The 22,858-nt window shown below is 49.3% G+C and carries 19 protein-coding genes, 6 pseudogenes and 1 other annotated feature; of the genes and pseudogenes, 6 read left to right on the top strand and 19 right to left on the bottom strand.

Going from position 1 to position 22,858, the window contains the following annotated elements; translation table 11 throughout:
• Window positions 1–276 precede the first annotated feature (276 nt).
• From JZM30_RS09095 to dnaK, 3 genes are all read right to left on the bottom strand, one after another.
• Complete coding sequence (locus JZM30_RS09095; RefSeq protein WP_252318409.1) at window positions 277–678, bottom strand: lysozyme inhibitor LprI family protein; 402 nt, start codon at window positions 676–678, stop codon at window positions 277–279.
• A gap of 165 nt (window positions 679–843) precedes the next feature.
• The gene (dnaJ, locus tag JZM30_RS09090) at window positions 844–1,953 is read right to left on the bottom strand and encodes a molecular chaperone DnaJ (protein ID WP_252318408.1); all 1,110 of its coding nucleotides are present in this window, start codon (window positions 1,951–1,953) and stop codon (window positions 844–846) included.
• A 108-nt stretch (window positions 1,954–2,061) separates the two neighbouring features.
• Window positions 2,062–3,972 carry a molecular chaperone DnaK gene (gene dnaK / locus JZM30_RS09085; protein ID WP_252318407.1) on the bottom strand — a complete coding sequence of 637 codons (1,911 nt, stop codon included), beginning with the start codon at window positions 3,970–3,972 and terminating at the stop codon, window positions 2,062–2,064.
• Window positions 3,973–4,495: 523 nt separating this feature from the next.
• Here dnaK and satP point away from each other — a divergent pair.
• Window positions 4,496–5,076 (top strand): annotated as a pseudogene (gene satP, locus JZM30_RS09080) (acetate uptake transporter).
• Window positions 5,077–5,150: 74 nt separating this feature from the next.
• On the opposite strand, the gene JZM30_RS09075 reads toward satP, so the two are convergent.
• Window positions 5,151–6,518, bottom strand: coding sequence for an MFS transporter (locus JZM30_RS09075; protein WP_252318406.1), 1,368 nt, complete (start codon window positions 6,516–6,518; stop codon window positions 5,151–5,153).
• A 127-nt stretch (window positions 6,519–6,645) separates the two neighbouring features.
• Window positions 6,646–7,233 carry a molybdopterin adenylyltransferase gene (mog, locus tag JZM30_RS09070; RefSeq protein WP_252318405.1) on the bottom strand — a complete coding sequence of 196 codons (588 nt, stop codon included), beginning with the start codon at window positions 7,231–7,233 and terminating at the stop codon, window positions 6,646–6,648.
• A 247-nt stretch (window positions 7,234–7,480) separates the two neighbouring features.
• Between mog and JZM30_RS09065 the strand changes: the two genes are divergently transcribed.
• Together JZM30_RS09065 and JZM30_RS09060 are read left to right on the top strand one after the other, a co-directional pair.
• The gene (locus tag JZM30_RS09065) at window positions 7,481–7,654 is read left to right on the top strand and encodes a hypothetical protein (protein ID WP_252318404.1); all 174 of its coding nucleotides are present in this window, start codon (window positions 7,481–7,483) and stop codon (window positions 7,652–7,654) included.
• Window positions 7,655–7,678: 24 nt separating this feature from the next.
• Window positions 7,679–8,284 (top strand): GGDEF domain-containing protein, encoded by a 606-nt coding sequence (locus tag JZM30_RS09060; RefSeq protein WP_252318403.1) that lies wholly within the window; start codon window positions 7,679–7,681, stop codon window positions 8,282–8,284.
• A gap of 250 nt (window positions 8,285–8,534) precedes the next feature.
• Here the strand turns inward: JZM30_RS09060 and tal are convergent, their stop codons facing one another.
• Window positions 8,535–9,488 carry a transaldolase gene (gene tal, locus JZM30_RS09055; protein ID WP_252318402.1) on the bottom strand — a complete coding sequence of 318 codons (954 nt, stop codon included), beginning with the start codon at window positions 9,486–9,488 and terminating at the stop codon, window positions 8,535–8,537.
• Window positions 9,489–9,670: 182 nt separating this feature from the next.
• On the opposite strand from tal, the gene yaaA reads away from it, so the two are divergent.
• Window positions 9,671–10,444 carry a peroxide stress protein YaaA gene (gene yaaA, locus JZM30_RS09050; RefSeq protein ID WP_252318401.1) on the top strand — a complete coding sequence of 258 codons (774 nt, stop codon included), beginning with the start codon at window positions 9,671–9,673 and terminating at the stop codon, window positions 10,442–10,444.
• 47 nt (window positions 10,445–10,491) lie between these two features.
• On the opposite strand, the pseudogene thrC reads toward yaaA, so the two are convergent.
• The 4 genes and pseudogenes from thrC to JZM30_RS09030 all read right to left on the bottom strand — a co-directional run bounded on the left by thrC (window position 10,492) and on the right by JZM30_RS09030 (window position 16,158).
• A pseudogene (gene thrC / locus JZM30_RS09045) lies at window positions 10,492–11,781 on the bottom strand (threonine synthase).
• A gap of 3 nt (window positions 11,782–11,784) precedes the next feature.
• The gene (thrB, locus tag JZM30_RS09040; protein ID WP_252318803.1) at window positions 11,785–12,714 is read right to left on the bottom strand and encodes a homoserine kinase; all 930 of its coding nucleotides are present in this window, start codon (window positions 12,712–12,714) and stop codon (window positions 11,785–11,787) included.
• A 2-nt stretch (window positions 12,715–12,716) separates the two neighbouring features.
• Window positions 12,717–15,183 (bottom strand): annotated as a pseudogene (thrA, locus tag JZM30_RS09035) (bifunctional aspartate kinase/homoserine dehydrogenase I).
• A 98-nt stretch (window positions 15,184–15,281) separates the two neighbouring features.
• Window positions 15,282–15,383 (bottom strand) — a sequence feature (Thr leader region).
• Window positions 15,384–15,481: 98 nt separating this feature from the next.
• Window positions 15,482–16,158 (bottom strand): annotated as a pseudogene (locus JZM30_RS09030) (tRNA/rRNA methyltransferase).
• Window positions 16,159–16,931: 773 nt separating this feature from the next.
• On the opposite strand from JZM30_RS09030, the gene arcA reads away from it, so the two are divergent.
• A complete protein-coding gene (gene arcA, locus JZM30_RS09025; protein WP_252318400.1) occupies window positions 16,932–17,648 on the top strand; it encodes a two-component system response regulator ArcA in 717 nt (238 codons plus the stop codon).
• A gap of 92 nt (window positions 17,649–17,740) precedes the next feature.
• Here the strand turns inward: arcA and JZM30_RS09020 are convergent.
• The 5 genes and pseudogenes from JZM30_RS09020 to JZM30_RS09000 all read right to left on the bottom strand — a co-directional run bounded on the left by JZM30_RS09020 (window position 17,741) and on the right by JZM30_RS09000 (window position 20,388).
• Window positions 17,741–18,189 (bottom strand): annotated as a pseudogene (locus tag JZM30_RS09020) (hypothetical protein).
• Between the two features lie 283 nt (window positions 18,190–18,472).
• Window positions 18,473–18,838 carry a JmjC domain-containing protein gene (locus JZM30_RS09015; protein WP_252318399.1) on the bottom strand — a complete coding sequence of 122 codons (366 nt, stop codon included), beginning with the start codon at window positions 18,836–18,838 and terminating at the stop codon, window positions 18,473–18,475.
• Window positions 18,816–19,418 (bottom strand): JmjC domain-containing protein, encoded by a 603-nt coding sequence (locus tag JZM30_RS09010; RefSeq protein ID WP_252318398.1) that lies wholly within the window; start codon window positions 19,416–19,418, stop codon window positions 18,816–18,818. The genes JZM30_RS09015 and JZM30_RS09010 overlap by 23 nt, the downstream gene beginning before the upstream one ends.
• Window positions 19,411–19,797, bottom strand: a complete 387-nt coding sequence (locus JZM30_RS09005; RefSeq protein ID WP_252318397.1) for an MFS transporter — start codon at window positions 19,795–19,797, stop codon at window positions 19,411–19,413. The genes JZM30_RS09010 and JZM30_RS09005 overlap by 8 nt, the downstream gene beginning before the upstream one ends.
• Window positions 19,798–19,914: 117 nt before the next feature.
• Window positions 19,915–20,388, bottom strand: a complete 474-nt coding sequence (locus JZM30_RS09000; protein ID WP_252318396.1) for an MFS transporter — start codon at window positions 20,386–20,388, stop codon at window positions 19,915–19,917.
• 60 nt (window positions 20,389–20,448) lie between these two features.
• Between JZM30_RS09000 and JZM30_RS08995 the strand changes: the two genes are divergently transcribed.
• Entirely contained in the window at window positions 20,449–20,616 is a 168-nt protein-coding gene (locus JZM30_RS08995; RefSeq protein ID WP_252318395.1) for a hypothetical protein, read from the top strand.
• Window positions 20,617–20,676: 60 nt separating this feature from the next.
• Here JZM30_RS08995 and JZM30_RS24700 read toward each other — a convergent pair whose 3' ends face one another.
• The 4 genes and pseudogenes from JZM30_RS24700 to JZM30_RS08975 all read right to left on the bottom strand — a co-directional run bounded on the left by JZM30_RS24700 (window position 20,677) and on the right by JZM30_RS08975 (window position 22,811).
• Entirely contained in the window at window positions 20,677–20,976 is a 300-nt protein-coding gene (locus JZM30_RS24700) for a rhodanese-like domain-containing protein (RefSeq protein WP_438801496.1), read from the bottom strand.
• A 93-nt stretch (window positions 20,977–21,069) separates the two neighbouring features.
• A pseudogene (locus JZM30_RS08985) lies at window positions 21,070–21,789 on the bottom strand (HesA/MoeB/ThiF family protein); the annotation flags it as partial.
• Window position 21,790: 1 nt separating this feature from the next.
• On the bottom strand, window positions 21,791–22,054 hold the full coding sequence (locus JZM30_RS08980; protein ID WP_252318392.1) for a ubiquitin family protein: 264 nt from the start codon (window positions 22,052–22,054) through the stop codon (window positions 21,791–21,793).
• Window positions 22,055–22,433: 379 nt separating this feature from the next.
• Window positions 22,434–22,811 carry a hypothetical protein gene (locus tag JZM30_RS08975; RefSeq protein WP_252318391.1) on the bottom strand — a complete coding sequence of 126 codons (378 nt, stop codon included), beginning with the start codon at window positions 22,809–22,811 and terminating at the stop codon, window positions 22,434–22,436.
• Between the last annotated feature and the right edge of the window lie 47 nt (window positions 22,812–22,858).

The following is a 22,858-nucleotide window of genomic DNA, read 5'->3' as shown; positions in this document are numbered from 1 at the left end:
ATTGTCGTCCGTCACATGATAGCTCACCACCGGGGTATATACGGTGCTCATCTTGTAATCAAAAAGCGCAACCAGTGTTAAGTCATTGCGGTGAGGCATCGCATCGGTGTACATGTAGATTTTGGTATTGGTCGAATTCGCCACCGCAAAAAATATGACTAAATCACCATTGATAATCCGATGCGTTAGCAGACGCCAATAACCATCATTACTTTTATCATACTGCCGTACCTCACCGTGAAAACGAAACAGCCTTTTTATCTTCCACGGCGCTTCCTAAATGGCGAATCCCGACGCGGTTTTCATCCCTTTTTCTAACGGCTTATCCAGCCATTTGCCAAATAAATTTTTGACAGAAGAAAATTGATGAACCATTTCAAGATATCGAATCTGCTGCTGGTATTCAGATTTTATGCAGTCAACGTTAGTGCCGCACGCATTTCTTTGTGCCAGCCATTCGCGTTGTTCCCTCATCAGAGAACCTTTAGCAATGCTATTCTCCATCGCGATGGTGTAGCGCCTATTCGCGATGGAGTCGATACCACTCAGCGCAGGCGTACTGCATATTGTTTTTTCGGTTTCATTGAGGTTTTCGAGCGAACAGTTAAATCCGGCGGCCTGAACATTTGCATAGCAGGCTACTAGTGCCGAAAATAACACTATTTTTCCCAGTCTCATTTTTATCCCTAATTATTTCCCTATAAAATCCAATGATATCGGCTCAAAGAAGTCATTAGCAAGCATGGGGATATATATTTAATCGATGAGGGCCATGTTGATGGGAACGATGGACATAAAAAAACCGGTGATTCATCACCGGTTTTTTTGTCTGAACTTGTAACGTTAGCGGGTCAGGTCATCGAAAAACTTCTTCACACCATCAAAGAAGCTTTTAGAGCGAGGACTGTTTCTCTCTCCGGAAGGCCCACCAAAGCTCTCTTCCAGCTCTTTCAGCAGTTGCTTCTGGCGCTCATTAAGATTCACTGGCGTTTCAACCACCACGCGGCACAACAGATCTCCCTGCGCACCGCCGCGTACCGATTTAACACCTTTGCCACGCATGCAGAACAATTTTCCGGTTTGCGTTTCCGCAGGCACCTTCAATTTCACACGGCCATCCAGTGTCGGCACTTCAATCTCACCGCCCATGGCTGCCATCGCAAAGTTGATAGGAACTTCGCAATAGAGATTGTTCTCTTCACGCTGGAAGATAGGATGCGGTTTTACCTGCACCTGAACGTACAGATCGCCCGCAGGTGCACCGTGCTCCCCGGCCTCACCTTCACCGGACAAGCGGATACGATCGCCCGTATCCACGCCCGCAGGGATTTTCACCGACAGCGTTTTGCTGGTTTCAACGCGGCCATGACCATGACACTTGTTGCAAGGATCTTTGATGATCTTGCCACGACCATGACAGTGCGGACAGGTTTGCTGAACGGTAAAGAACCCTTGACGCATCTGCACCTGGCCATTGCCGTGACACGTTGGGCAGGTTACCGGCAAGCTGCCCGGTTTTGCACCGCCGCCATGACAGGAGTCGCACTCTTCAAGCGTCGGAATGCGGATCTCTTTGGCGACGCCACGAACCGCTTCTTCCAGCGTCAACTCCATGTTATAGCGTAAATCGGCACCGCGACTGGCACGTTGACGACGTCCACCGCCGAAAATATCGCCGAATACGTCGCCAAAGATATCGCCAAAATCTGCGCCGCCGAAACCGCCTTGCTCAAACGCCGCGTGGCCGTATTGATCGTAAGCCGCCCGTTTCTGCGCATCCGTCAGAATTTCATAAGCTTCTTTGATCTCTTTGAATTTTGCTTCAGCGTCTTTATCACCGGGGTTACGGTCCGGGTGAAACTTCATCGCCAGGCGCTTGTAGGCCTTTTTGATCTCCCGCTCATCAGCGTCTTTGGCAACGCCTAGCGCTTCGTAATAATCTTGCTTCGCCATGTTTTTTCCTGCCCTCAACATGCGTGCACGGGCGCAGAGTTTCCTCGACGCCCGTGCCTGATTTGCCAGCAACGGCTTATCACCGTTGTTACGCCCGCCTAAGGGCGATTATTTTTTGTCTTTCACTTCTTCGAATTCAGCGTCTACAACGTCGTCTTCTTTACGCGCTGCATCATCTGCATTGCTGCCTGCGCCCGCTTGTGCCTGCTGTTGCGATGCTTCCAGCAGTTTGGCAGACGATTCGATCAACGTTTGGATCTTCGCTTCGATCTCCGCTTTATCTTCGCCTTTCAATACGCCTTCCAACGCTTTCAGGGCATCTTCAATCGCCGTTTTATCGTTAGCGGCCAGCTTGTCGCCAGACTCTTCCAGCTGTTTACGGGTGCTATGCAACAGGTGATCGCCCTGATTACGCGCCTGTACCAACTCTTCAAACTTACGGTCAGCTTCCGCATTCGCTTCTGCATCGCGCACCATCTTCTGGATTTCATCTTCATTCAAGCCAGAAGATGCTTTGATGGTGATGTTCTGCTCGCGGCCGCTGTTTTTGTCTTTGGCAGAAACGTGCAGGATACCGTCAGCGTCGATGTCAAAAGTCACTTCGATCTGCGGCATACCGCGCGGTGCGTTCTGAATACCGTCCAAGTTAAACTGACCCAGCGATTTGTTGTCGTGCGCACGTTTACGTTCACCCTGCAACACATGGATGGTTACTGCGGACTGGTTATCTTCCGCCGTAGAGAACACCTGGCTGTGTTTGGTCGGGATGGTGGTGTTCTTGGTAATCAGCGGCGTCATTACGCCACCCATGGTTTCGATACCCAGTGACAGCGGGGTAACGTCCAGCAGCAGCACGTCTTTAACGTCACCGGCCAACACACCGCCCTGCACGGCAGCACCGATCGCCACAGCTTCATCCGGGTTAACGTCTTTGCGCGGTTCTTTGCCGAAGAAGTCAGCCACTTTCTTCTGTACCAGCGGCATACGGGTTTGACCACCCACCAGAATCACGTCCTGCACGTCAGAAACGGACAGCCCGGCATCCTGCAATGCGACTTTCAGCGGCTCAAGTGAACGGGTCACCAGCTCTTCTACCAGCGACTCCAACTTGGCGCGAGTCACTTTGATGTTCATGTGTTTCGGACCGGTAGCATCCGCCGTGATGTACGGCAGGTTAACGTCGGTCTGTTGCGCAGAAGAAAGCTCAATTTTCGCTTTTTCTGCTGCTTCTTTCAGGCGCTGCATCGCCAAAGGATCGTTGCGCAGGTCGAAGCCTTGCTCTTTCTTAAACTCGTCAACCAGATAGTTGATCATACGGCTGTCGAAGTCTTCGCCACCCAGGTGGGTATTACCATTGGTTGCCAGTACTTCAAAGGTTTTTTCGCCGTTAACTTCATCGATTTCGATGATGGAAATATCAAACGTACCGCCGCCCAGGTCGTAAACCGCAATGGTGCGGTTACCCACTTCTTTGTCAAGACCGTACGCCAGCGCAGCCGCTGTCGGTTCATTGATGATACGTTTTACTTCCAGACCAGCGATGCGGCCTGCATCTTTGGTTGCCTGACGTTGCGCATCGCTAAAATACGCCGGCACGGTTATAACCGCTTCAGTGATAGTTTCACCGAGGTAGTCTTCTGCCGTTTTCTTCATTTTTTTCAGCACTTCAGCAGAGATCTGCGGCGGTGCCATTTTCTGATCTTTCACTTCCAACCAAGCGTCACCGTTATCTGCTGCAACGATGTTGTACGGCATGATGTTGGTATCACGCTGCACTTCTTCATCTTTGAAGCGACGGCCAATCAGACGTTTGATAGCAAACAGGGTGTTTTTCGGGTTAGTCACAGCCTGACGTTTAGCGGGCTGGCCAACCAGAATTTCACCATCTTGCGTATAAGCAATAATAGAAGGCGTGGTGCGATCGCCCTCGCTGTTTTCCAGTACTTTAACCTGCGTACCGTCCATAATCGCTACACAAGAGTTGGTTGTACCAAGGTCGATACCAATAATCTTACCCATCTAAACATCTCCACTAAAAAGTCGTATTCGGTGTGGTCGTTCAACCTACTATGCGGGCGAAAAGGGGATTTTCAACTCAACAAGGTGCAATTATTCAATTTTTGCCCTCACGAGGTCTCCTCATCCACACGGTGTTCTTTGATGCTCCAGGCAAACTCATGCTTCCCAGCACATCCCGTTACAAGAGGTCAAACCGTTTCGGTTGGAAATAAGATGGGGACAACAATTTACTCCTCAAGGGGGGAGCGAAAAAAAAATGCAGGCGATCCCCTTTATGATCAAACTATTCCTCTTGCGCCTTGTTGTATCCGCGCAATCGTCCCGCTATTATGCCGCGCCGCAATTAAAATTTTTTTAGAAAATTTCACCGTTGCGTTGTTTTTACTGTTACAGCGCTTTCACAGTTAAATAGCAAGGGTCTATCGGGACGACGAGCAAGGACAGCTCGCCAGAGATCAGGAAACACCGACAGAACGCGGCATCGAGCAAGCTACACAGCTCCACTATTGTATTCTGAGGATTTATGCAAACGAACTCGCTGGCGAATCCCAGTCCGTTAGGACTGATGGGCTTCGGGATGACCACCATTCTTCTTAACCTGCATAACGCAGGCTTTTTCCCACTTTCTTCTATTCTCATATTCTCAGCATGGGGATTTTCTACGGCGGCATCGCCCAGATCATCGCAGGGCTGTTGGAATACAAGAAAGGCAACACCTTTGGCGCGACCGCATTCACCTCTTACGGCGCATTCTGGCTGACGCTGGTCGGCATTCTGATGCTGCCGAAAATGGGCCTGGCAGAAGCCAGTGACGCACAGTTCCTCGGGGTATTTCTTGGCCTGTGGGGCGTTTTCACCCTGTTTATGTTCTTTGGCACGCTGTGCGTAAACCGTGCGTTGCAGTTCGTATTTGCCAGCCTGACGCTGCTGTTTGTCCTGTTGGCTATCGGTAACTTCACCGGTAACCACGGCCTGCTGACCATTGCGGGCTATGAAGGCATTATTTGTGGCGCCAGCGCCATTTATATGGCAATGGCAGAAGTGCTGAACGCGCAGTTTGGCCGTACGGTACTGCCGATTGGTGCACGCGGCGCGGCACACTAATCGCCTCGCGTTACCCGCAATAAAAAGCCCGGCGCATGCGCCGGGCTTTTTATTGCGACAGAGCATGCACGGAACTACAGGCTCTGCGCCGACTCGGTAAGCGCCACGCGGCGGCGCGACTGTGTCTGATAAAGATAAAGCCCCAGCAGCAAGCCAAGCCCAGACAGTGCCAGCACATAAACAGCTGGTGCGATAGGTGTTATCTGCATCATCAATGTGACGCTTATCGGCGTCAGACCACCGAAAATCGCGTAAGAGACGTTGTAAGAGAAAGAGATGCCCGAGAAGCGCACTTCTGGCGGGAACGCTTGCACCATCACATAAGGCACAGCACCGACTACGCCAACGCATAATCCCGCAACCGCATACCCTAAGAACAGCAACGAAGGATCGCGCGCTGCCACCAGATAGAAGAAAGCGCAGCCCGCTGCCAGCAGGATGCTGCCGAAAATAAACGTCTTACCGGCTCCGATGCGATCGACGATCATCCCGACGGTCACACAGCCTATCATCAGGGTGATGGTTGCCAGACAGTTGGCCTGCAACGCCATCGAAGCGGGGATGCCATGCGCTTTTTGCAAATAGGTCGGAGCCATAAGGATCACCACCACGATGCAGGCCGAGAGCAGCCAGGTCAGCAGCATCGACACCACAACCGCCGTTTTATGTTTCATCACCACCGCTTTAAGCGGCAATTCGTCCGCCAGACGTTTGTGAGCCTGCATCTCCATAAACACCGGTGTCTCTTGCAACCAGCGACGCAAATACATGGCAAAGAAACCAAAGATACCGCCGAGGAAGAACGGAATACGCCAGCCGCCGCCGACAATCTGCTGCGGCGTTAATGTGCTATTGAGTAGTGTCGCAATCGCAGAACCAAGCAGAATACCGAGCGTCAGCCCCACCGTCAGAATGCCACACGCCAGCCCAATGCGAGAACGTGGCACATGCTCAGAGACAAACACCCAGGCTCCAGGCACTTCACAACCAATCGCAGCACCTTGTAAAATACGCATCAACAGCAGCAATACTGGCGCAGCAATCCCCATACTTTCATAGGTCGGCAACATTCCCATGGCTAGCGTAGGCACCGCCATCAGGAAGATGCTCAGGCTGAACATTTTTTTACGTCCAACCAGATCGCCAAAGTGGGCCATGATGATGCCCCCCAACGGGCGGGCCAGATAGCCTGCGGCAAAGATGCCAAAGGTTTGCAACTGGCGCAGCCACTCAGGAATATCAGGCGGGAAGAACAGCTCGCCAATCACCGCAGCGAAAAATACGAAAATGATGAAATCGTAAAACTCCAACGCGCCACCCAACGCTGCCAGGGAGAGCGTTTTGTAATCCTGTCCGTTCAGTTGGCGCTGTTTGTGTGGCAAGGGCTGTGCTGACGATTGTTGTGATGAAAATGATTGTGATGGAGCGTTATCACCGTTCATAAGTTACCGAATAAGGCCAGAGTGAGAGAAAAATAATTTACCGTCTTTTCGTAAATCTAAGATTACTATAACGGCTAAATTTTTACACTCCAGAGAAGCTGTAGCTTATGTTTAAAACGTCCCAATTTTAGCTTTTTGTGGCGCGGATCGCACTCTTGGGGCGAAATGCTGCTACCACTTGCGGATCGTTTTCGATATAAGGTCCTTCCAACAACTGTATACAATACGGTACACTGGCAAAAATCCCTGGCACCACCACATTTCCAGCATCGTCTTTTAGCCCTTCCAGCGTCTCTTTGATGGATTTGGGTTGACCAGGCAGGTTCAGGATTAATGCCTGTTTACGAATAACCCCCACCTGACGCGATAAAATCGCCGTAGGCACAAAGCGCAAGCTGATCTGGCGCATCTGTTCGCCGAAACCCGGCATTTCTCGATCGGCCACCGCCAGCGTGGCATCCGGCGTGACATCCCGCCGTGCCGGTCCCGTACCTCCGGTTGTCAGCACCAGATGACACTGACGCTCATCTACTAACTCACACAAAGCCTGTTCAATTAACGGCTGCTCATCGGGAATCAGACGGGATTCCACGTCAAAGGGCGTCGTCAGCGCAGCAGCAAGCCACTCCTGTAATGCAGGGATGCCTTTATCCTGATATATGCCGCTTGAAGCGCGGTCGGAGATGGATAACAGGCCAATTAGCAATTCATTCATAACAACATCTCTGTCAGTTAAAATATGATTTTAACAATCTTTTTCATGCATGAGAGCAGCACATCGTTTAAGGCACTAGGTTATCAGCAATAATGTGAAATAAGCGGGTTTTTATGCCGCCCTGTTTGTCATCTATCACGATTGTCAGGCTGAATGGGATACTCAGCGACATAACCTTGATAGTATTATTAATATTTATCAATCCTATAACACTGGCGGTGAAGTCAAAGACAGCGACATTCGTTTTTTGACCGGCGATTTTACCCAGGTGCGCGTCAGAACGTTGGGCTTCAACACACGCGACACACAGTCGGAATGCATCACCCACCTGTCACAATTGGATTTGACCTTCAATGACATGACCATCCTGCGCTTGTGCAAAGACAAGCTGCCCGCGATGGGACAATATGCGGGCAAATGAACCTACACCACCATTTTTCCGCTGATGTCACCGCTGGACGAACTGCACGGCGTTATCATACGCACAACCGGTGTATTGAGTGAACCGACGCTCTATAAGACCGTAAGATCGTTCTCGTCTCTACTCATTGCCGCATTTATGGCGTTACTCGCTGCCATGCTGGGCAGCGTGCTCTCGCTGTTTGCAAAAAAATACCTGATGTGGTTGCCCGCCACCGCCCGCTACGACGATTTGACGGGCTACCTGCGTCGCGATGCCTTTTACCATGCGGCCAACAAGGTGCTGCAAATCACCAATGTGACCCGGCGCCCCACCTGTGTCATCCTGATCGATATCGATCACTTTAAAAACGTGAACGATACCTTGGGCCACGACGGCGGCGATGACGCATTAAAAACCGTAGCAGCTATCTTGAAAAACTCGTTTCGCAAAGAGGAAATCTTCGGCCGTTTGGGCGGCGATGAATTCGCTATCGTTCTGCCCAATATCGCGCTGGATGACGCTTACTGGGTCGCTGAACGGGCTAGAGTAGCTGTGAGCAACGCCACCAGCGCCTCGTCTTCGGGCCAGAAGATGAAGCTCTCCGTCAGTATCGGTTTGGTGGAATATCACGATGAAGCGTGCCGATGAGAAACTCTATCTGGCGAAACGTGAGCGTAACCGCGTTGCGCTATAGCCGGACCAAACGGTAACAACAAAAAGGCCGGGGAAACCCGGCTCTTGAGGTTACTGCCAAACTGACCTAAGCTCACCGTCATTCCCACGCAGGCAGGAATCTCCTACAGATTACACGCGTTTCTTCTGGCAGAGATCCCTGGCTTTCGCCGAGGATGACGAAGGGGAAAGGCGCCCCCGGAGAAAACCCGGCCTTCTGCGTTAATTACAGCAGACCTTCAATCATTTTTTCCAGTTTGCCCTGATCGATAGCAAACTTGCGGATACCGTCTGCCAGTTTATCAACGGCCATCTGGTCCTGATTGTGCTGCCAGTAGAACTCGGCTTCAGTCATTTTCGCCGGACACGCTTTGATCTCACCGCTATAAGCCAGTTTGCGCGGCACATCGCCGGTGGATTCCGACAATTCTTTCAGCAATGCTGGCGCAATGGTCAGGCGATCGCAGCCCGCCAGCTCTAGAATTTCGCCGCTGTTACGGAAGCTGGCACCCATCACCACGGTCTCGTAACCGTGCGCTTTGTAGTACTCATAGATTTCAGTAACGGAGATAACGCCAGGATCTTCCTGCGGCGCATACTCTTTCTTATCCGTGTTGGCTTTGTACCAATCCAGAATACGGCCCACAAACGGAGAGATCAGGAAGACACCGGCTTCCGCACAGGCACGCGCTTGTGCAAAAGAGAACAGCAGTGTCAGGTTACAGTTGATGCCTTCTTTTTCCAACTGCTCGGCGGCACGAATGCCCTGCCAGGTTGAAGCCAGCTTAATCAGGATGCGATCGTTACTGATGCCCGCATCGTTATAGAGCTTAATCAGATGTTTAGCTTTGGCAACGCTCGCTTCAGTGTCATAAGAGAGGCGTGCATCCACTTCCGTGGAAATACGTCCAGGGATCAGTTTCAGGATTTCCAGACCAATATTGACGGCCAGTTTGTCCGTGGCATCGACAAGCTGCTGTTCCCGTTTGCTGCTCTGCTCACGCGCCCATTTCACCGCGTCTTCAATCAAAGAGCGGTATTCAGGAATTTGCGCCGCGTTCAGAATCAGGGAAGGGTTGGTGGTAGCATCCTGCGGTTTGTAGAGCTTCATCGCGGCGATATCACCGGTATCAGCCACGACCGTGGTCAATTGGCGTAAGGAAGTCAGTTTATCCGTCATGTTGGCATATCTCGTTGTGGGTATATGGACGTCGTCTTGTGTTTCGCACTTATATTACTTATGTTTCGATAATAACACGCACCGCCCACCGCGCAAGACAGCCTTTTCCTGTTGCAGCCATCGCCCATTTTTTCCGTGTTTTTTTGCTACAGTACTTGCAACAAAAACAGGGGAGACATGCCATGTTGATCACCATTTCGCCAGCGAAAACGCTGGATTACACCAGCCAGTTAGCCACCGAGCGTTACACGCAACCCGCGTTGCTGGACCACGCCAGCGAACTGATCGCCCAGTGTAAACGGCTCACACCGGCACAGATCGCCTCGTTGATGGGCATCAGTGACAAACTGGCGGATCTCAACGCGGGACGTTTTAGCGAATGGCAGCCCCATTTTACCCCCGACAATGCACGCCAGGCCCTGTTGGCCTTCAAAGGCGACGTGTATACCGGACTTGCCGCAGAAGATTTCAGCGAGGCGGATTTCGATTTTGCCCAGCAGCATCTGCGCATGTTATCCGGGCTGTATGGCGTACTACGTCCGCTGGATCTGATGCAACCCTATCGTCTGGAAATGGGCACGCGACTGGAGAACAAAGCTGGCAAAGATCTTTATCACTTCTGGGGTGATACCATCACGCAGCACCTCAATCAGGCGCTACAGGCGCAGGGGGATGATATTCTCGTCAACCTGGCGTCAGATGAATACTTCAAATCCGTCAATGTCAAAAAGCTCAACGCTACGCTGATAAAACCGGTGTTTCTGGATGAGAAAAACGGCAAGTTCAAGGTGATCAGCTTCTACGCCAAAAAGGCGCGCGGTTTGATGAGCCGTTTTATTATCAAAAACCGGCTGACGCAGGTTGAGCAGCTGCGAGATTTCAATATGGAAGGTTACTTCTTTGCGGAATATGGTGCGACCCAGAACGAGCTTGTCTTTAAGCGCCACGCGCGGTGAACGATGAACATCGACGGTTATAACAACAACGCTTATAACAACAGGGGTTATTCCGGCAACGCCATCAGGAACTGACGCAGTTGCGCGAAATCGGGTGCAAAGTTGTGCGAGAGCAATTCCAGATCCGCACGCTGCGCCAGCGCTTCCGGCAGATCCAGGGTTTTACCCAGAATGGCTTCTACGCCCTCTTTGAATTTCGCCGGATGCGCCGTCCCCAGGAACAAGCCGAACTCGCCCGGCTGAAGTTGGTCGCGCAGCAGACGATAAGCAATCGCCGCATGGGGTTCAGAGGTATAGCCCAGCGCTTCCAGTTCATGCATGGTCGCTTTGGTCACGTCATCACTCACCGCACCAAATCCCAGCGTTGGCAGCGCCCAGTTTTTACGACGGAACAGTTCCTCGACGCGCGGCCAGTTGTTCGGCTGGCTGACATCCATGGCGTTAGACAGCGTTGCTACTGTCGGGTTAGGCGCCCATTCGCCGTTGCTGAGATAACGTGGCACGGTGTCATTGGCATTGGTGGCAGCGATAAAGCGCTTGATCGGTAAGCCGAGGGATTTTGCTAACAGACCGGCGGTCAAATCACCGAAGTTGCCACTCGGCACCGACACCACCAGTTGCTGACGCGCGGCGGCAGGCAACTGCGACACGGCTTCAAAGTAATAGCAGATTTGTGCCAGCAAGCGGCTGATATTGATGGGGTTGGCTGAGTTCAAGCCAATAGCCTGTTTCAATTCTTCATCGTCAAACGCCTGCTTCACCAGCGCCTGGCACGCATCGAAATCGCTGTCGATCGCGATGGTATGTATGTTGCCCCCCAGCGTACAGAACAGCTTCTCCTGCAACGGGCTGATTTTGCCGCGTGGGTACAGAATCACCACACGCACGTTCTCCAGACCTTAAAACGCGTGCGCGACCGCCGCCCCGGTATCACTGGAGGTTGCCGTCAAAATGGTGACTTTTTCTCCGTTGGAGATCTGTGCCAGCATTTGCGCCATAAAGCGCCCGCCAAAATCCTTAAACGCCAGCGTCGGGCCGTGGAACAGCTCCAGAGAAGCAATGTCTTCAGAGACCGTGGCAACCGGAGCCGGGAAGGTAAATGCCGCTTTCACACGTTGATAAACGGTTTCCGGCGCAATCTCATCCCCCAGATAGGCAGAAAGAATGCGACTGCTGCGCGTAACCAGATCCAGTTCCAGCAGGTCATCGATTTCCGTCGAACTGAACTCAGGCAATTCCAGCGGGAAGAACAGCCCTTGCTGGCGTCCAAGTCCCTATTTGATCGCCTGCGCGAAGCTGACCTGCTCGTTGTGATCTTTTAAGTTGTAAAGTTTCATGCCTTATCTTAATTGACGTACGCCTGTCGTGTCCAGACGGCAAATATGAACAAACCCTTCATCGTTCTGCAAATAATTATCTTGCAGCCAGCTGGCCAGACGCTGCGCCTTTTCCATATCGTCGCATACGGAAAACAGCGTCGGCCCAGAACCGGAGATACCGCACGCCAGCGCACCTATATCTTTTGCCGCCTGACGCGCCTCGGCAAACCCAGGCAGCAGGCGCGTACGGTACGGCTCGGCGATCACATCCTGCATCAACGCAGCCGCCAGCGTAGGCTGGCGGGTGTGGCAAGCGTGAATAAAGCCCGCCAGATAACGGCCATGGCTGATGCAATCCTGGCGGCGATACTGCGCGGGCAGAATGGCACGCGCCCCCGCAGTTGACACTTTGATCCCCGGATAGGCCATGACCCACAGCCAATCGTCAAACGCAGGCACTGGCTGACTGATGATGCCATTTTGCTCGATCATCAGTTGAATACCGCCCAGGAAGCACGGCGCAACATTATCGTAGTGCACGCTGCCAGAAATACGCCCTTCCAGTTCACCCATCAGCGCCAGCAAACGCGTATCATCCAGCGGTTTGCCACAAAATTCGTTCATCGCCATTAGACCGGCAACCACGGAACAAGCACTGGGCCCCAGACCCGAGCCGAACGGCATGTTCTTTTCCAGCGTCATAGCGACAGGAATGGTTTTCCCTACTTCCTGACAAAACCGCTCCCAACACTGGTAGACAATATTCTCTTTCGGTTCACTCGGCAGTTTGCCGACAAAACGGCCTTCATTACGTAAGCTGAAGCTCTCAGCAGCCGTTACGGTCACGCAATCGCCCAACAGTGAGCCATCAACAGGCGTAACCGCCGCGCCAAGTACATCAAACCCAACGCTGACGTTGCCGATCGACGCTGGCGCATAAATTTTAACCATCATTATACTCCTGACTTCCATGACAGCGTGCGCAACAGATCGGCAAACACACCGGCCGCCGTCACATCATTACCTGATTACCTGCGCCATAACCGCGCAGCACCAGCGGCAATGGCTGATAATACTGGCTATAGAACGCCAGCGCATTCTCACCGTCTTTTACTTTGAACAGCGGATCGTTACCGCCCACTGCGCTAATTTGCACTTTGCAGCGCCCTTCTTCAATCACGCCGACATAACGCAACACTTTACTGCTTCCCGCGCTTGCGCCACTTTTTCACTGAATTGCGCATCCAGTTCTGGTAAACGTGCCATAAAGGTTTCGACATCGCCTGAAGCATCAAAGGACGGCGGCAGCACCGACTCTACGTCGATATCGGCCAGCTCCAGCTTATAGCCCGCTTCACGCGCCAGAATCAACAGCTTGCGCGCCACATCCATGCCGGACAGATCGTCACGCGGATCGGGTTCGGTGTAACCATTGGCTTTCGCCTGCAACGTCGCCTGCGACAAGCTCATCCCTTCATCCAGCTTACCGAAGATAAAGGAGAGCGACCCCGAGAGAATACCGGTGAAACGCAGCAACTAATCCCCGGCATTCAACAGGTTTTGCAGGTTTTCAATCACCGGAAGCCCGGAGCCAACGTTGGTGTCATACAGGAACTTACGGCGTGATTTACCGGCAGCGCTGCGCAGTTGCTGGTAATAGCTCATGGAACCGGTGTTAGCCTTTTTGTTTGGCGTGACGACATGGAAGCCATCGGCCAGGAAGTCAGCATACTGATCGGCCACCGCCTGATTAGAGGTACAGTCCACGATAACCGGGTTAAGCAGATGATACTCTATCACCAGACGAATCAGACGACCCAGATTAAAGGGTTCGCGTGCCTCATTCAGCGCTTCACGCCATGAATCCAGCGCAATGCCGTTAATATTGGTCAGCAAGGCTTTGGGGTTGGCAATACCACAGACGCGCAGATCGATATGTTTCTGCTTCAGCCACGGTTGCTGGCGGTGAATCTGTTCCAGCAAGGCACCGCCTACGCCACCTACGCCGATAACGAACACATCGATCACCTGATCGGTATTAAACAGCATCTGGTGCGCCACACGCACGCCAGTCACCGCCACGTCGTTATCCACCACCACAGAGATGGAGCGCTCAGAGGAACCCTGCGCAATCGCGATGATGTTGATATTGGCACTTGCCAATGCGGAGAACAGGCGTGCAGAAAGGCCGCGCAGCGTGCGCATACCGTCGCCCACCACGGAAATGATCGCCAGACGTTCGGTGATATCCAACGGCTCTAGCACACTGTCTTTCAGTTCCAGATAGAATTCATCTTCCAGCGTTTTCTTGGAACGCGCCAGTTCGCTTTGCGACACGCAGAAGCTGATGCTGTACTCGGAAGAGGACTGCGTGATCAGCACCACCGAGATGCCAGCACGGGACATCGCCGCAAACACGCGCGCGGCCATCCCCACCATGCCTTTCATGCCGGGGCCGGAGACGTTAAACATCGCCATATTGTTCAGGTTGGTGATGCCTTTTACCGGATATTGGGTATCGGTGCTGTCTAAACCAATCAGAGTGCCGGGCGCTTGGGGATTTTCGGTATTTTTAATCAGGCAGGGAATTTGGAACTGGGCGATGGGAGCGATGGTACGGGGGTGAAGTACTTTGGCACCGAAGTAGGAGAGCTCCATCGCTTCCTGATACGACATCGACTTCAGCAGTCTCGCATCAGGCACCTGACGCGGGTCGCAGGTGTAGACACCGTCCACGTCAGTCCAGATTTCACAACAGTCAGCGCGTAAACAGGCGGCCAACACGGCGGCAGAATAATCAGAGCCGTTGCGGCCAAGTACCACCAGTTCACCTTTATCATTACCCGCCGTGAATCCCGCCATCAGAATCACGTGATCGTAAGGAACGCCTTGCTCGGCGATACGGCGCGTGGATTCCGCGATATCCACGGTAGATTCCAGATAATGCCCCTGTGCCAGCAGGCGTTTTACCGGGTCGATAACCGAGACCTTATAACCACGGTCCTGAAATACCGCTTCCATGATAGCAATAGAGAGTTTCTCGCCACGGCAGATAATGCTGGCGTTGACGCTGTCCGGACATTGCCCCAACAGTGAAATGCCGTGCAGAACCTGTTTCAACTGGCCCAGTTCTTGTTGTACCAGCGTGGACAAGCGCTCATACTGGAAACCCGGCTGGGATTCTGCCAGCCCTTTTAGCAGAGAAGAAAAGATAGTTTCGGCATCATTGATATGCGGCAGAATATCTTGGCCCGCAACGGTTTTATCAATCATAGCCACCAGGTGGTTGGTGATTTTCGCCGGGGCAGACAGCACGGTGGCAACCTGTCCCTGACGCGCATTGCTCTCGATGATATCGGCAACGCGCGCAAAACGCGCCGCATTCGCCACGGAAGTCCCGCCAAATTTTAACACTCGCATTTTTATCTCTTCTCCTGAGTTTCAGTTACCAAAACACGCCGTGCGCTTTTGGCTGCCGCCGCTGGCGGCCAGGGTCGGCGGAACCTGCTCTTCGCCGTAAAAAAAGAGCCCGCACTGTTTAGGTGCGGGCTCTTTCAGATTCTTTTCTACGCGTCAGCCCGCACCGTTACTGGTAGTAATGGTGGTGGTCAGGCTGATTTGACGCATGCGTAAAGGACTCTCGATCAACAAATCGGTTTCTATCCTCTATTAGTTAAGGCAATCGCGACATGAAGTCAATGGATTTCTTTTTCTCATCTCACTTCAGTGCCTTCTCAATATCGTGCAGCAGCGTATGCAGCATGGCGGTATCCCGCTGCTGTAACAACCCGATGCGTTGCAGTAGCCAATCTCGCAGTTTCTCGTCATCGTCTACCTGCAACGTCACCAACAGCTTTTCCAGCCGATGACGCAGCGCCACCAACTGCCCGGCTTGAGCGGCTTCGGCAGTCTCTGCCTGCACCTGCATCAGTTGCGCCAACTGGTAACAATAGACCATGACGGCCTGCCCTAAATTCAGTGACGGGTAGTCTGCCTGCATCGGCACACCCGTCAATATATCCGCCAGCGCCAACTCGTCGTTGGTGAGGCCAGAATCTTCACGACCAAACACCAGCGCTGCCGAACCGACCCACTGCTGTTTCTCCTGCATCAACCCAAGCAACTCTGTCGGCGTGCAGTAATAGTGAAACCTGGCTCGCGAGCGCGCTGTCGTCGCGACGGTAAAATCCACATCGGCCAACACGTCAGAAAGCGTAGGGTAGCAGGTCACATTATCCAGAATATCACCGGCCCCGTGCGCCACGCACCTGGCTCAAGGTGCGCCTGACTGTCAACAATACGCAGTGAATGAAATCCCATGGTTTTCATGGCCATGGCCGCCGCCCCCACGTTCTCTGGACGAACTGGCTCGACCAGCACAATAAAAAACTGCACAAAACCTCCAAAGAAGAGAAAATGGCTGACGAACGTGCGATACCCGGTATGCGCCGTCCCCCACGCCGTCGTTTAATTTAACATAAATGAAACATTCGAGCGTCACCTTACGGTAAAAAATGCGGGTCAGGCTTAAAAAGGGATAAAAACCAAAAAATTCATTACATATGCTTTAATATCAATGCATTATATAATGACCATCGCGAGATGGCGTTCCGTGTTCGTTGCGGTCGCTTGCGCTGCTGAATCGTATCCAAATCAGGCAGATTGTGACTTAAGCTGGCAATCTTATAAGTATTTTTCACAAAATAGTTAACGTGCTACAATGAAATTTGATATATGTCAACGGAACCTTAGATTTGTGAGCGATCAAAATCGGCGCTTACTGTTATGTTGCTGTTAATAAGGTTAAACTATGAACCACTTTAGGCGTAGTTGAGTTAGCCTGATTATCATCTGATATCGCCGGTTATCACGTAGAAAGCACTGGCGCTGCCCGCGCAACTGATTCACGCGGAATTTTGTCAGCGTCAGGCAACCGATACGCGGAGATGTCGTTGCTGTAGCAACGTGCCGCATCGGGTGAAGTCAGGCATGCACCAGGAACGTATTTGCGTACTTTAGTCTACATTGCGAGAGTGAGCGTGTTTTTTGCGCCTCAAGCTCCGGTAAGAACCCTATAATCTCGCACCAGGCGTGCGGGCACGAAAAAACCGATGGCGACTTCTGTACTTCCGAATTCTATAATTAGTTGGCAATTTTAGGTAGCAAACATGCAGACCCCACACATTCTTATTGTCGAAGACGAGTTGGTAACTCGCAACACCCTCAAGAGCATCTTTGAGGCTGAAGGATATGTCGTTCACGAAGCCACTGAAGGCGCTGAGATGCACCATATCCTGTTCGAACATGATATCAATCTGGTGATCATGGACATCAATCTGCCCGGCAAAAATGGCCTGCTGTTGGCACGCGAACTGCGTGAACAGGCTAGCGTCGCGCTGATGTTCCTGACTGGGCGCGATAACGAGGTGGATAAGATCCTCGGCCTGGAAATCGGTGCTGATGATTACATCACCAAACCGTTTAACCCACGTGAGTTGACTATCCGTGCACGTAATTTGCTGTCTCGTACCATGAATTTGGGCGGTGTGAGCGAAGAGCGTCGTCTGGTAGAAAGCTACCGTTTTAATGGTTGGGAACTGGACATCAACAGCCGTTCGCTGATTAGCCCAGCGGGTGAGCAGTACAAACTGCCGCGCAGCGAGTTCCGCGCGATGCTGCACTTCTGCGAAAACCCTGGCAAGATTCAGACCCGTGCTGAACTGTTGAAGAAAATGACCGGCCGCGAGCTGAAACCGCACGACCGCACCGTGGACGTGACGATTCGCCGCATTCGTAAGCATTTCGAATCTACAGCCGATACGCCGGAAATCATCGCCACCATTCATGGTGAAGGCTACCGTTTCTGCGGCGATCTGGAAGACTAACGTCGCGCCGCCAGTTACTAAAAAAGGCCGAAACCCTCTGGTTTCGACCTTTTGTTTTTAGCTTATGTCATACGCTTCACACCCACTTTCGTTCACTCCCAGAGCGGTGCATTGAGTTCAGCGGCAAAGTACCACACCAGTTCCGCCAGTAAGCTTGTCAACGATCGTTCCGCTTCGGGCGGCAATGCCCGCGCCATCAGAAGTTGTGCCAGTGCAACGCAGTAATCGCAAAGTTGTTCTGAATCGGGTTCAAAACAAGACGATGTGGCGGGAAGGTATCCACAGTCAGACGTTCTTTTATTTGCGGCGGTACGGGGTCGTTTAGCGTAGTGCGCAACAGCATAAGGCTGGCGACAAGCCGACCGCACAATGCCATTTTTAACGTGGGATCGTCGCTTTCGATAAGCGTATCCGCGAAGCGGTCACAGTGTGACGAAAGCGTAGTGAAATCCGTGGCAACGCGAAAGGGAATGGAAAATAACGGGTGAGTCTGGGTTGGAGCCCTAAGGCAGCCTCCTGTAACGGGTGATATTTCCACCATCGAAGAGACCAAATCCCGACGCCTTATTTTGCAGGCGCGGGTAAAAGGTAGCGTTATCCGTAAAGAGTCGCAAGGGGTTTTACCCACGTGTATCCACCTCATTGTTGCATTCGCCTGACATCTGATTTCGGAGGTAAGGTGAAGCCGTGATCTGGTCTATTTTTTAACAAACCGCTGTCTAGATAGAATAATTTTTACAAACCCGAAAGAATATCGTATCAAATTATTCCCATTTTCCCGATCTATATTTTCAATAACGGTATCAATAGTTCTGCCAAAGGAGTTAACGCCTGTCGTATTTCTCCATTAAAAGTTTATCTAAAGAGATATCACTACGTATAAACTTTCGCTGCCCGGAGTTAATTAGGAAAAAATCAAGATTTTCAGTAGTTATGATATGATCAAACGGTGATTTTAATTGTTCTATATAATGTTTTTTCTCTTCATCGTTTTCTTGCTTATTTATGTCCTCTCTGAATGGCGTATACTCAGAAAGAAAAGGAAGTAACGATTTCATAAAATCTACCCCATTGCGCCTTCTGAAGGCGAATGAAATATGTAAAGAGTGTGAGTTGCAAGGTTCTGGGGCATGCCAGTATCCACGTGGCAAATAAATAAAATCATTTTCATTGAGAATGAAATTTTCCATAGGTTCGCATTGAGGGGGGTTTCATGTTTTTCTTGTTTTCATCGACAGGGAAAGGAAGTGTTGTGGTAAATACATTCCATTTTTTTCTTCCGCTTAACTGAAAAACAAGCGTATTACTGTTATCCCAATGCGTTGTAAATCCTTTATCATGGCCAATACTGAAGAATACTGTCGCCCCTGTTTTCTCTTGAAACTCAGTGGACAGTGCTTCGGCGATACTACGGATCTTAAGAGATAAGTCTTCTGTAAAATCCACAACAAGGGTTGCACCATTACTCAACTCCTGCATTACTCTTTCAGAAACTAACTTTATAATACCTTCACCTAATGCAGAATGACAACGCTCGTTATAATCAACAGGGGATAAGGGATTTCCAGACCGGACCAGGCGACAGCGAGGAAAAGGGAGTCGCCGGGTATTGATAATATTTTGAAATTCCGGCAGAGTAAGTAGTTCCGATACAACATTTTGCAACTGGCATTTATAAAACGTATTACTGCTAATACTATCAAGTAAATTTTGATAATTTTCGACTCCAAAAAATAATTCTAGAGTTGTCTTTGCGGGGCTTTTATCCATTTTCACTTCCCTTATAAAATGCTTCCGGATAAGTTTTTTCATAGTATCCGCTCATCTCGAACTCATTCAATGAGAGGGCTTTTCTGAGGTGTAAAGAACATAAAATGATGGGCGAAATCAAAATCACTATCAAGCCAGAACCAAGTGTGAAAGGAATAACCCCCAACCAATTGATGTACCAGCCAGCAATAGCTGCACCAAATGGATTAGCAATACTAGATAGAAACACCGCCATTGCGCTCATTCTTGTACGATAATCCCGTGGTGTTGCTGCAGAGCGCAGCGTACTGAGATTAACATTTATAAAAATGAATGCCATGCCACAAAAGAAAGCTAACAAAATGGAAAAATAAATATTGCTAGTAGCGACAATTGCCATAATACAGCTACCAAGCAAAAAAAGCCAAAAGAAACATTATATAAACGACCTATCAATCTATTTAATAAATCATTTATATAAAGACTACCCATAATGAGTCCTAATGCAAAAGAAAACTCAAATGCACCGAGATAAGGAGCTGAAAGTTTCAACTTGGAATTTATCCAATAGGGAACAAAAGGAAAACATAACGAAGTTGATTATTGCACAGATTAGCGCAATATAGAGTTCCGTTCTAACATTAAAAATTAAGGTGAATGCTTCTTTCGTATTAGAAAACCATGATTTGTTTGATGTGGGGCGATGAGATGATACACAATAATTTCGCAATAATAGAATAAATGTAAAACAGGATAAAACAAGTAATACAGTAGAAATATAAAATGCGTACTTTGTCGAAAATATAGAAATCATCAGAGTAGCGAGCACAGGCCCCAACAACATCATTATAGAATTAACTACAGTCTTATTTGATATGGCTTGAGTTACCTTTCCTTCGGGGACAACGTCTGGGATCAGCCCCATAATAGTTGGCTCGCGGACAGAAATAACTGCACTGATGATAATGATCCCAATAGTAATAGCTATCAAATTAAAATATTCAACCTCACTCGTATCACTTAAAGAGATAACTATCGTCAGTATTGTTGCATGACAAAAAATGATAAATTTAATACTGTTAAAAAATCACCAAAAAAAGATAAAAATGGCTTAAAATATATTTCAGCAGCGACTGAAAGCGCTATAACATACGAAAATACTGCTGCGGATTGTGTTTCTTTAAGACACCACCAAGCTATTGCTAGTCTGAAAATGTGACCAGACAGCAGGCCTAGTGATGTCCCCGTCTGGAGAAGAAAAAAACATAAACCAAATGTTTTAAATTTCATTATTCCAATCCATGTTTTGCAGAAATTCTTTTTCACTATTTGTAAATCCCATAACACCTCCAGTAAGGTTGCATATATTGCTAAAATTCTGATCTTTTAGAAACATTACAGCACGTTTACTGCGTCCGCCTGATTTGCAGTAGCAGACCATTTGTTTTTCTCGTGGAAGTTCTCCAAGGCGATCGGGTAATTCCCGCAGGGAAATATGAATACCACCTATAGAAATTATTTCGCGCTCGGATTTTTCTCTTATATCGAGCAAAAGCAAACCAGGATCACGTTCTTTCATCAAAAGAAGTTTAGCCGGATTAACGTGGTCCATCGCATCAGTTTCTCGTTCGGCTACTTCAAGGCTGATAGGAATTCGCTTTGCAAGCTTCAACAAAGATGACCGATTACTAAGTGAGTCGTAAGTCATTATCTTGTCACATAGCACTTGGCCAATGCCAGTGACGATCTTTATCACTTCGCCTGCCTGCATCGTGCCAAGAATACCGGGCAACACACCAAGTACCCCTGCGTCGCTACAGTTTTCTCTGAATTCAGGTTGCGGGGGAGCAGGAAACAGGTCTCAATAACTTATTGTATAGCCGAATTTGTTGCCATAATGAAAAACGGCCAGTTGCCCTTCATACTGAAAAATCGAGGCATAGACTAAAGGTTTATGCAGTCCTTCGCAGATATCGTTAAGCAGATATTTTGTGTCAAAATTGTCTGTACAGTCGACTACGATGTCATAGCAACGTAAAATCTCTCTGGCGTTATGCTCCCTAATAAACAATTGGTGCCCATCAATTTTTATGAAAGGATTTAGTGCTGTGATCCGTTGACATGCATTTTTAACTTTGCTCTCGCCGATATCTTTGTAATCAAAGAGCACCTGGCGGGGTAGATTGCCTGCACTTATCACATCACGGTCAACAATGCCAATTCGCCCTATTCCCGAGCCAGCAAGGTAGAGTAAACAGAGTACCCCGAGACCACCACAGCCGATTACGAGAACACTGGAGTTTTTAAGTTTCAGCTGTGTATTCTCATCAAACCCAGGCAATGAAAAATGCCTTAAATAATAGGATTTTTCATCAATATTTAGATGCGTCATGTCAACCTCCTGCAACAGCAACAATGATTTTAATCCGTGAACAGGATGGGATAGATGCACTAAGATTGACTTCCATTTGTTCATTAACAAATAAATTAACAAAATTCCTTAATGCTCTATCATTATTATATAGCTGAACTTTTAGAAAAGGATATGTATCTACTAACTCACCCAGTACCGATTGAATAGTAGTACCTTGGCTTTCAAAATCACCAATAAGGTCAGTGTAACTCATGAATTGCCGTGGTAACGATACTTTAACCATAATGTGTTTCCTCCATAATATTTACGATATGGTGTCCGATTTTTTTTAGCTCATTCATTTTTGATAGTTGGGCCATGCAACCTGAAAAATACTGTTGTAACCATTTCAAACGCTCCTCATCTTCGGGAAGAAGATCCTCGCGAAGACGCTTTCGATTAAGAACCTTAATAACACAAGCAGAAAAGTGTGAAGCAAATATAACACCTCAAGCATCTTTATCTTTGGTACCAGAGGGTAAAGTGTATTTATTGCTTGATGAACAGTCGTGAAAGCTGTCGATCTCGCAGAGTAAACCTAACCAGATGTGTGCCATCTCATGAATAATTACTTCCTCAAGCCATGCTTCTGATTTAAAGGCTTTCGCACCTAAAAATATAGTTTAAGGGATGTGATGATTTGTCAAGCTCACCATATTTTTATTATGGTTTATTTTCTTGAAAATCACTGGTAACGCAAAGTATATTTGCCATTCAGGCATGATATCTTGAATGTGCTGGATGGCTTTTTTAACAGATTGATGTTCATTATCTTCCATTTGAGATTCTTCAGGATACTCTATGCCAAGAGAGAGGTTTTTATGGCGATAAAGTTGCTCTATTTTTTCTGGGTAAAGATAATGTGATATATTATCATAATGACAAAACTTCACATGTCGATAATGCGCAACGAGGTTCACAAGTACCTGTGCATCAAACCCCTCTGAAAGTAATGACGCACCATTTACCATATTGATTACATTAATATTTTCTGTTTCCATATTGACCTCTGTTATTGTAAAAATGGTTTTTCATGGAAAAAATTAAT

The organism is Candidatus Symbiopectobacterium endolongispinus (assembly GCF_018777385.1).
Taxonomy (GTDB): Bacteria; Pseudomonadota; Gammaproteobacteria; order Enterobacterales; family Enterobacteriaceae; genus Symbiopectobacterium; species Symbiopectobacterium endolongispinus.
This window is presented reverse-complemented; position numbering and strand designations above follow the sequence as displayed.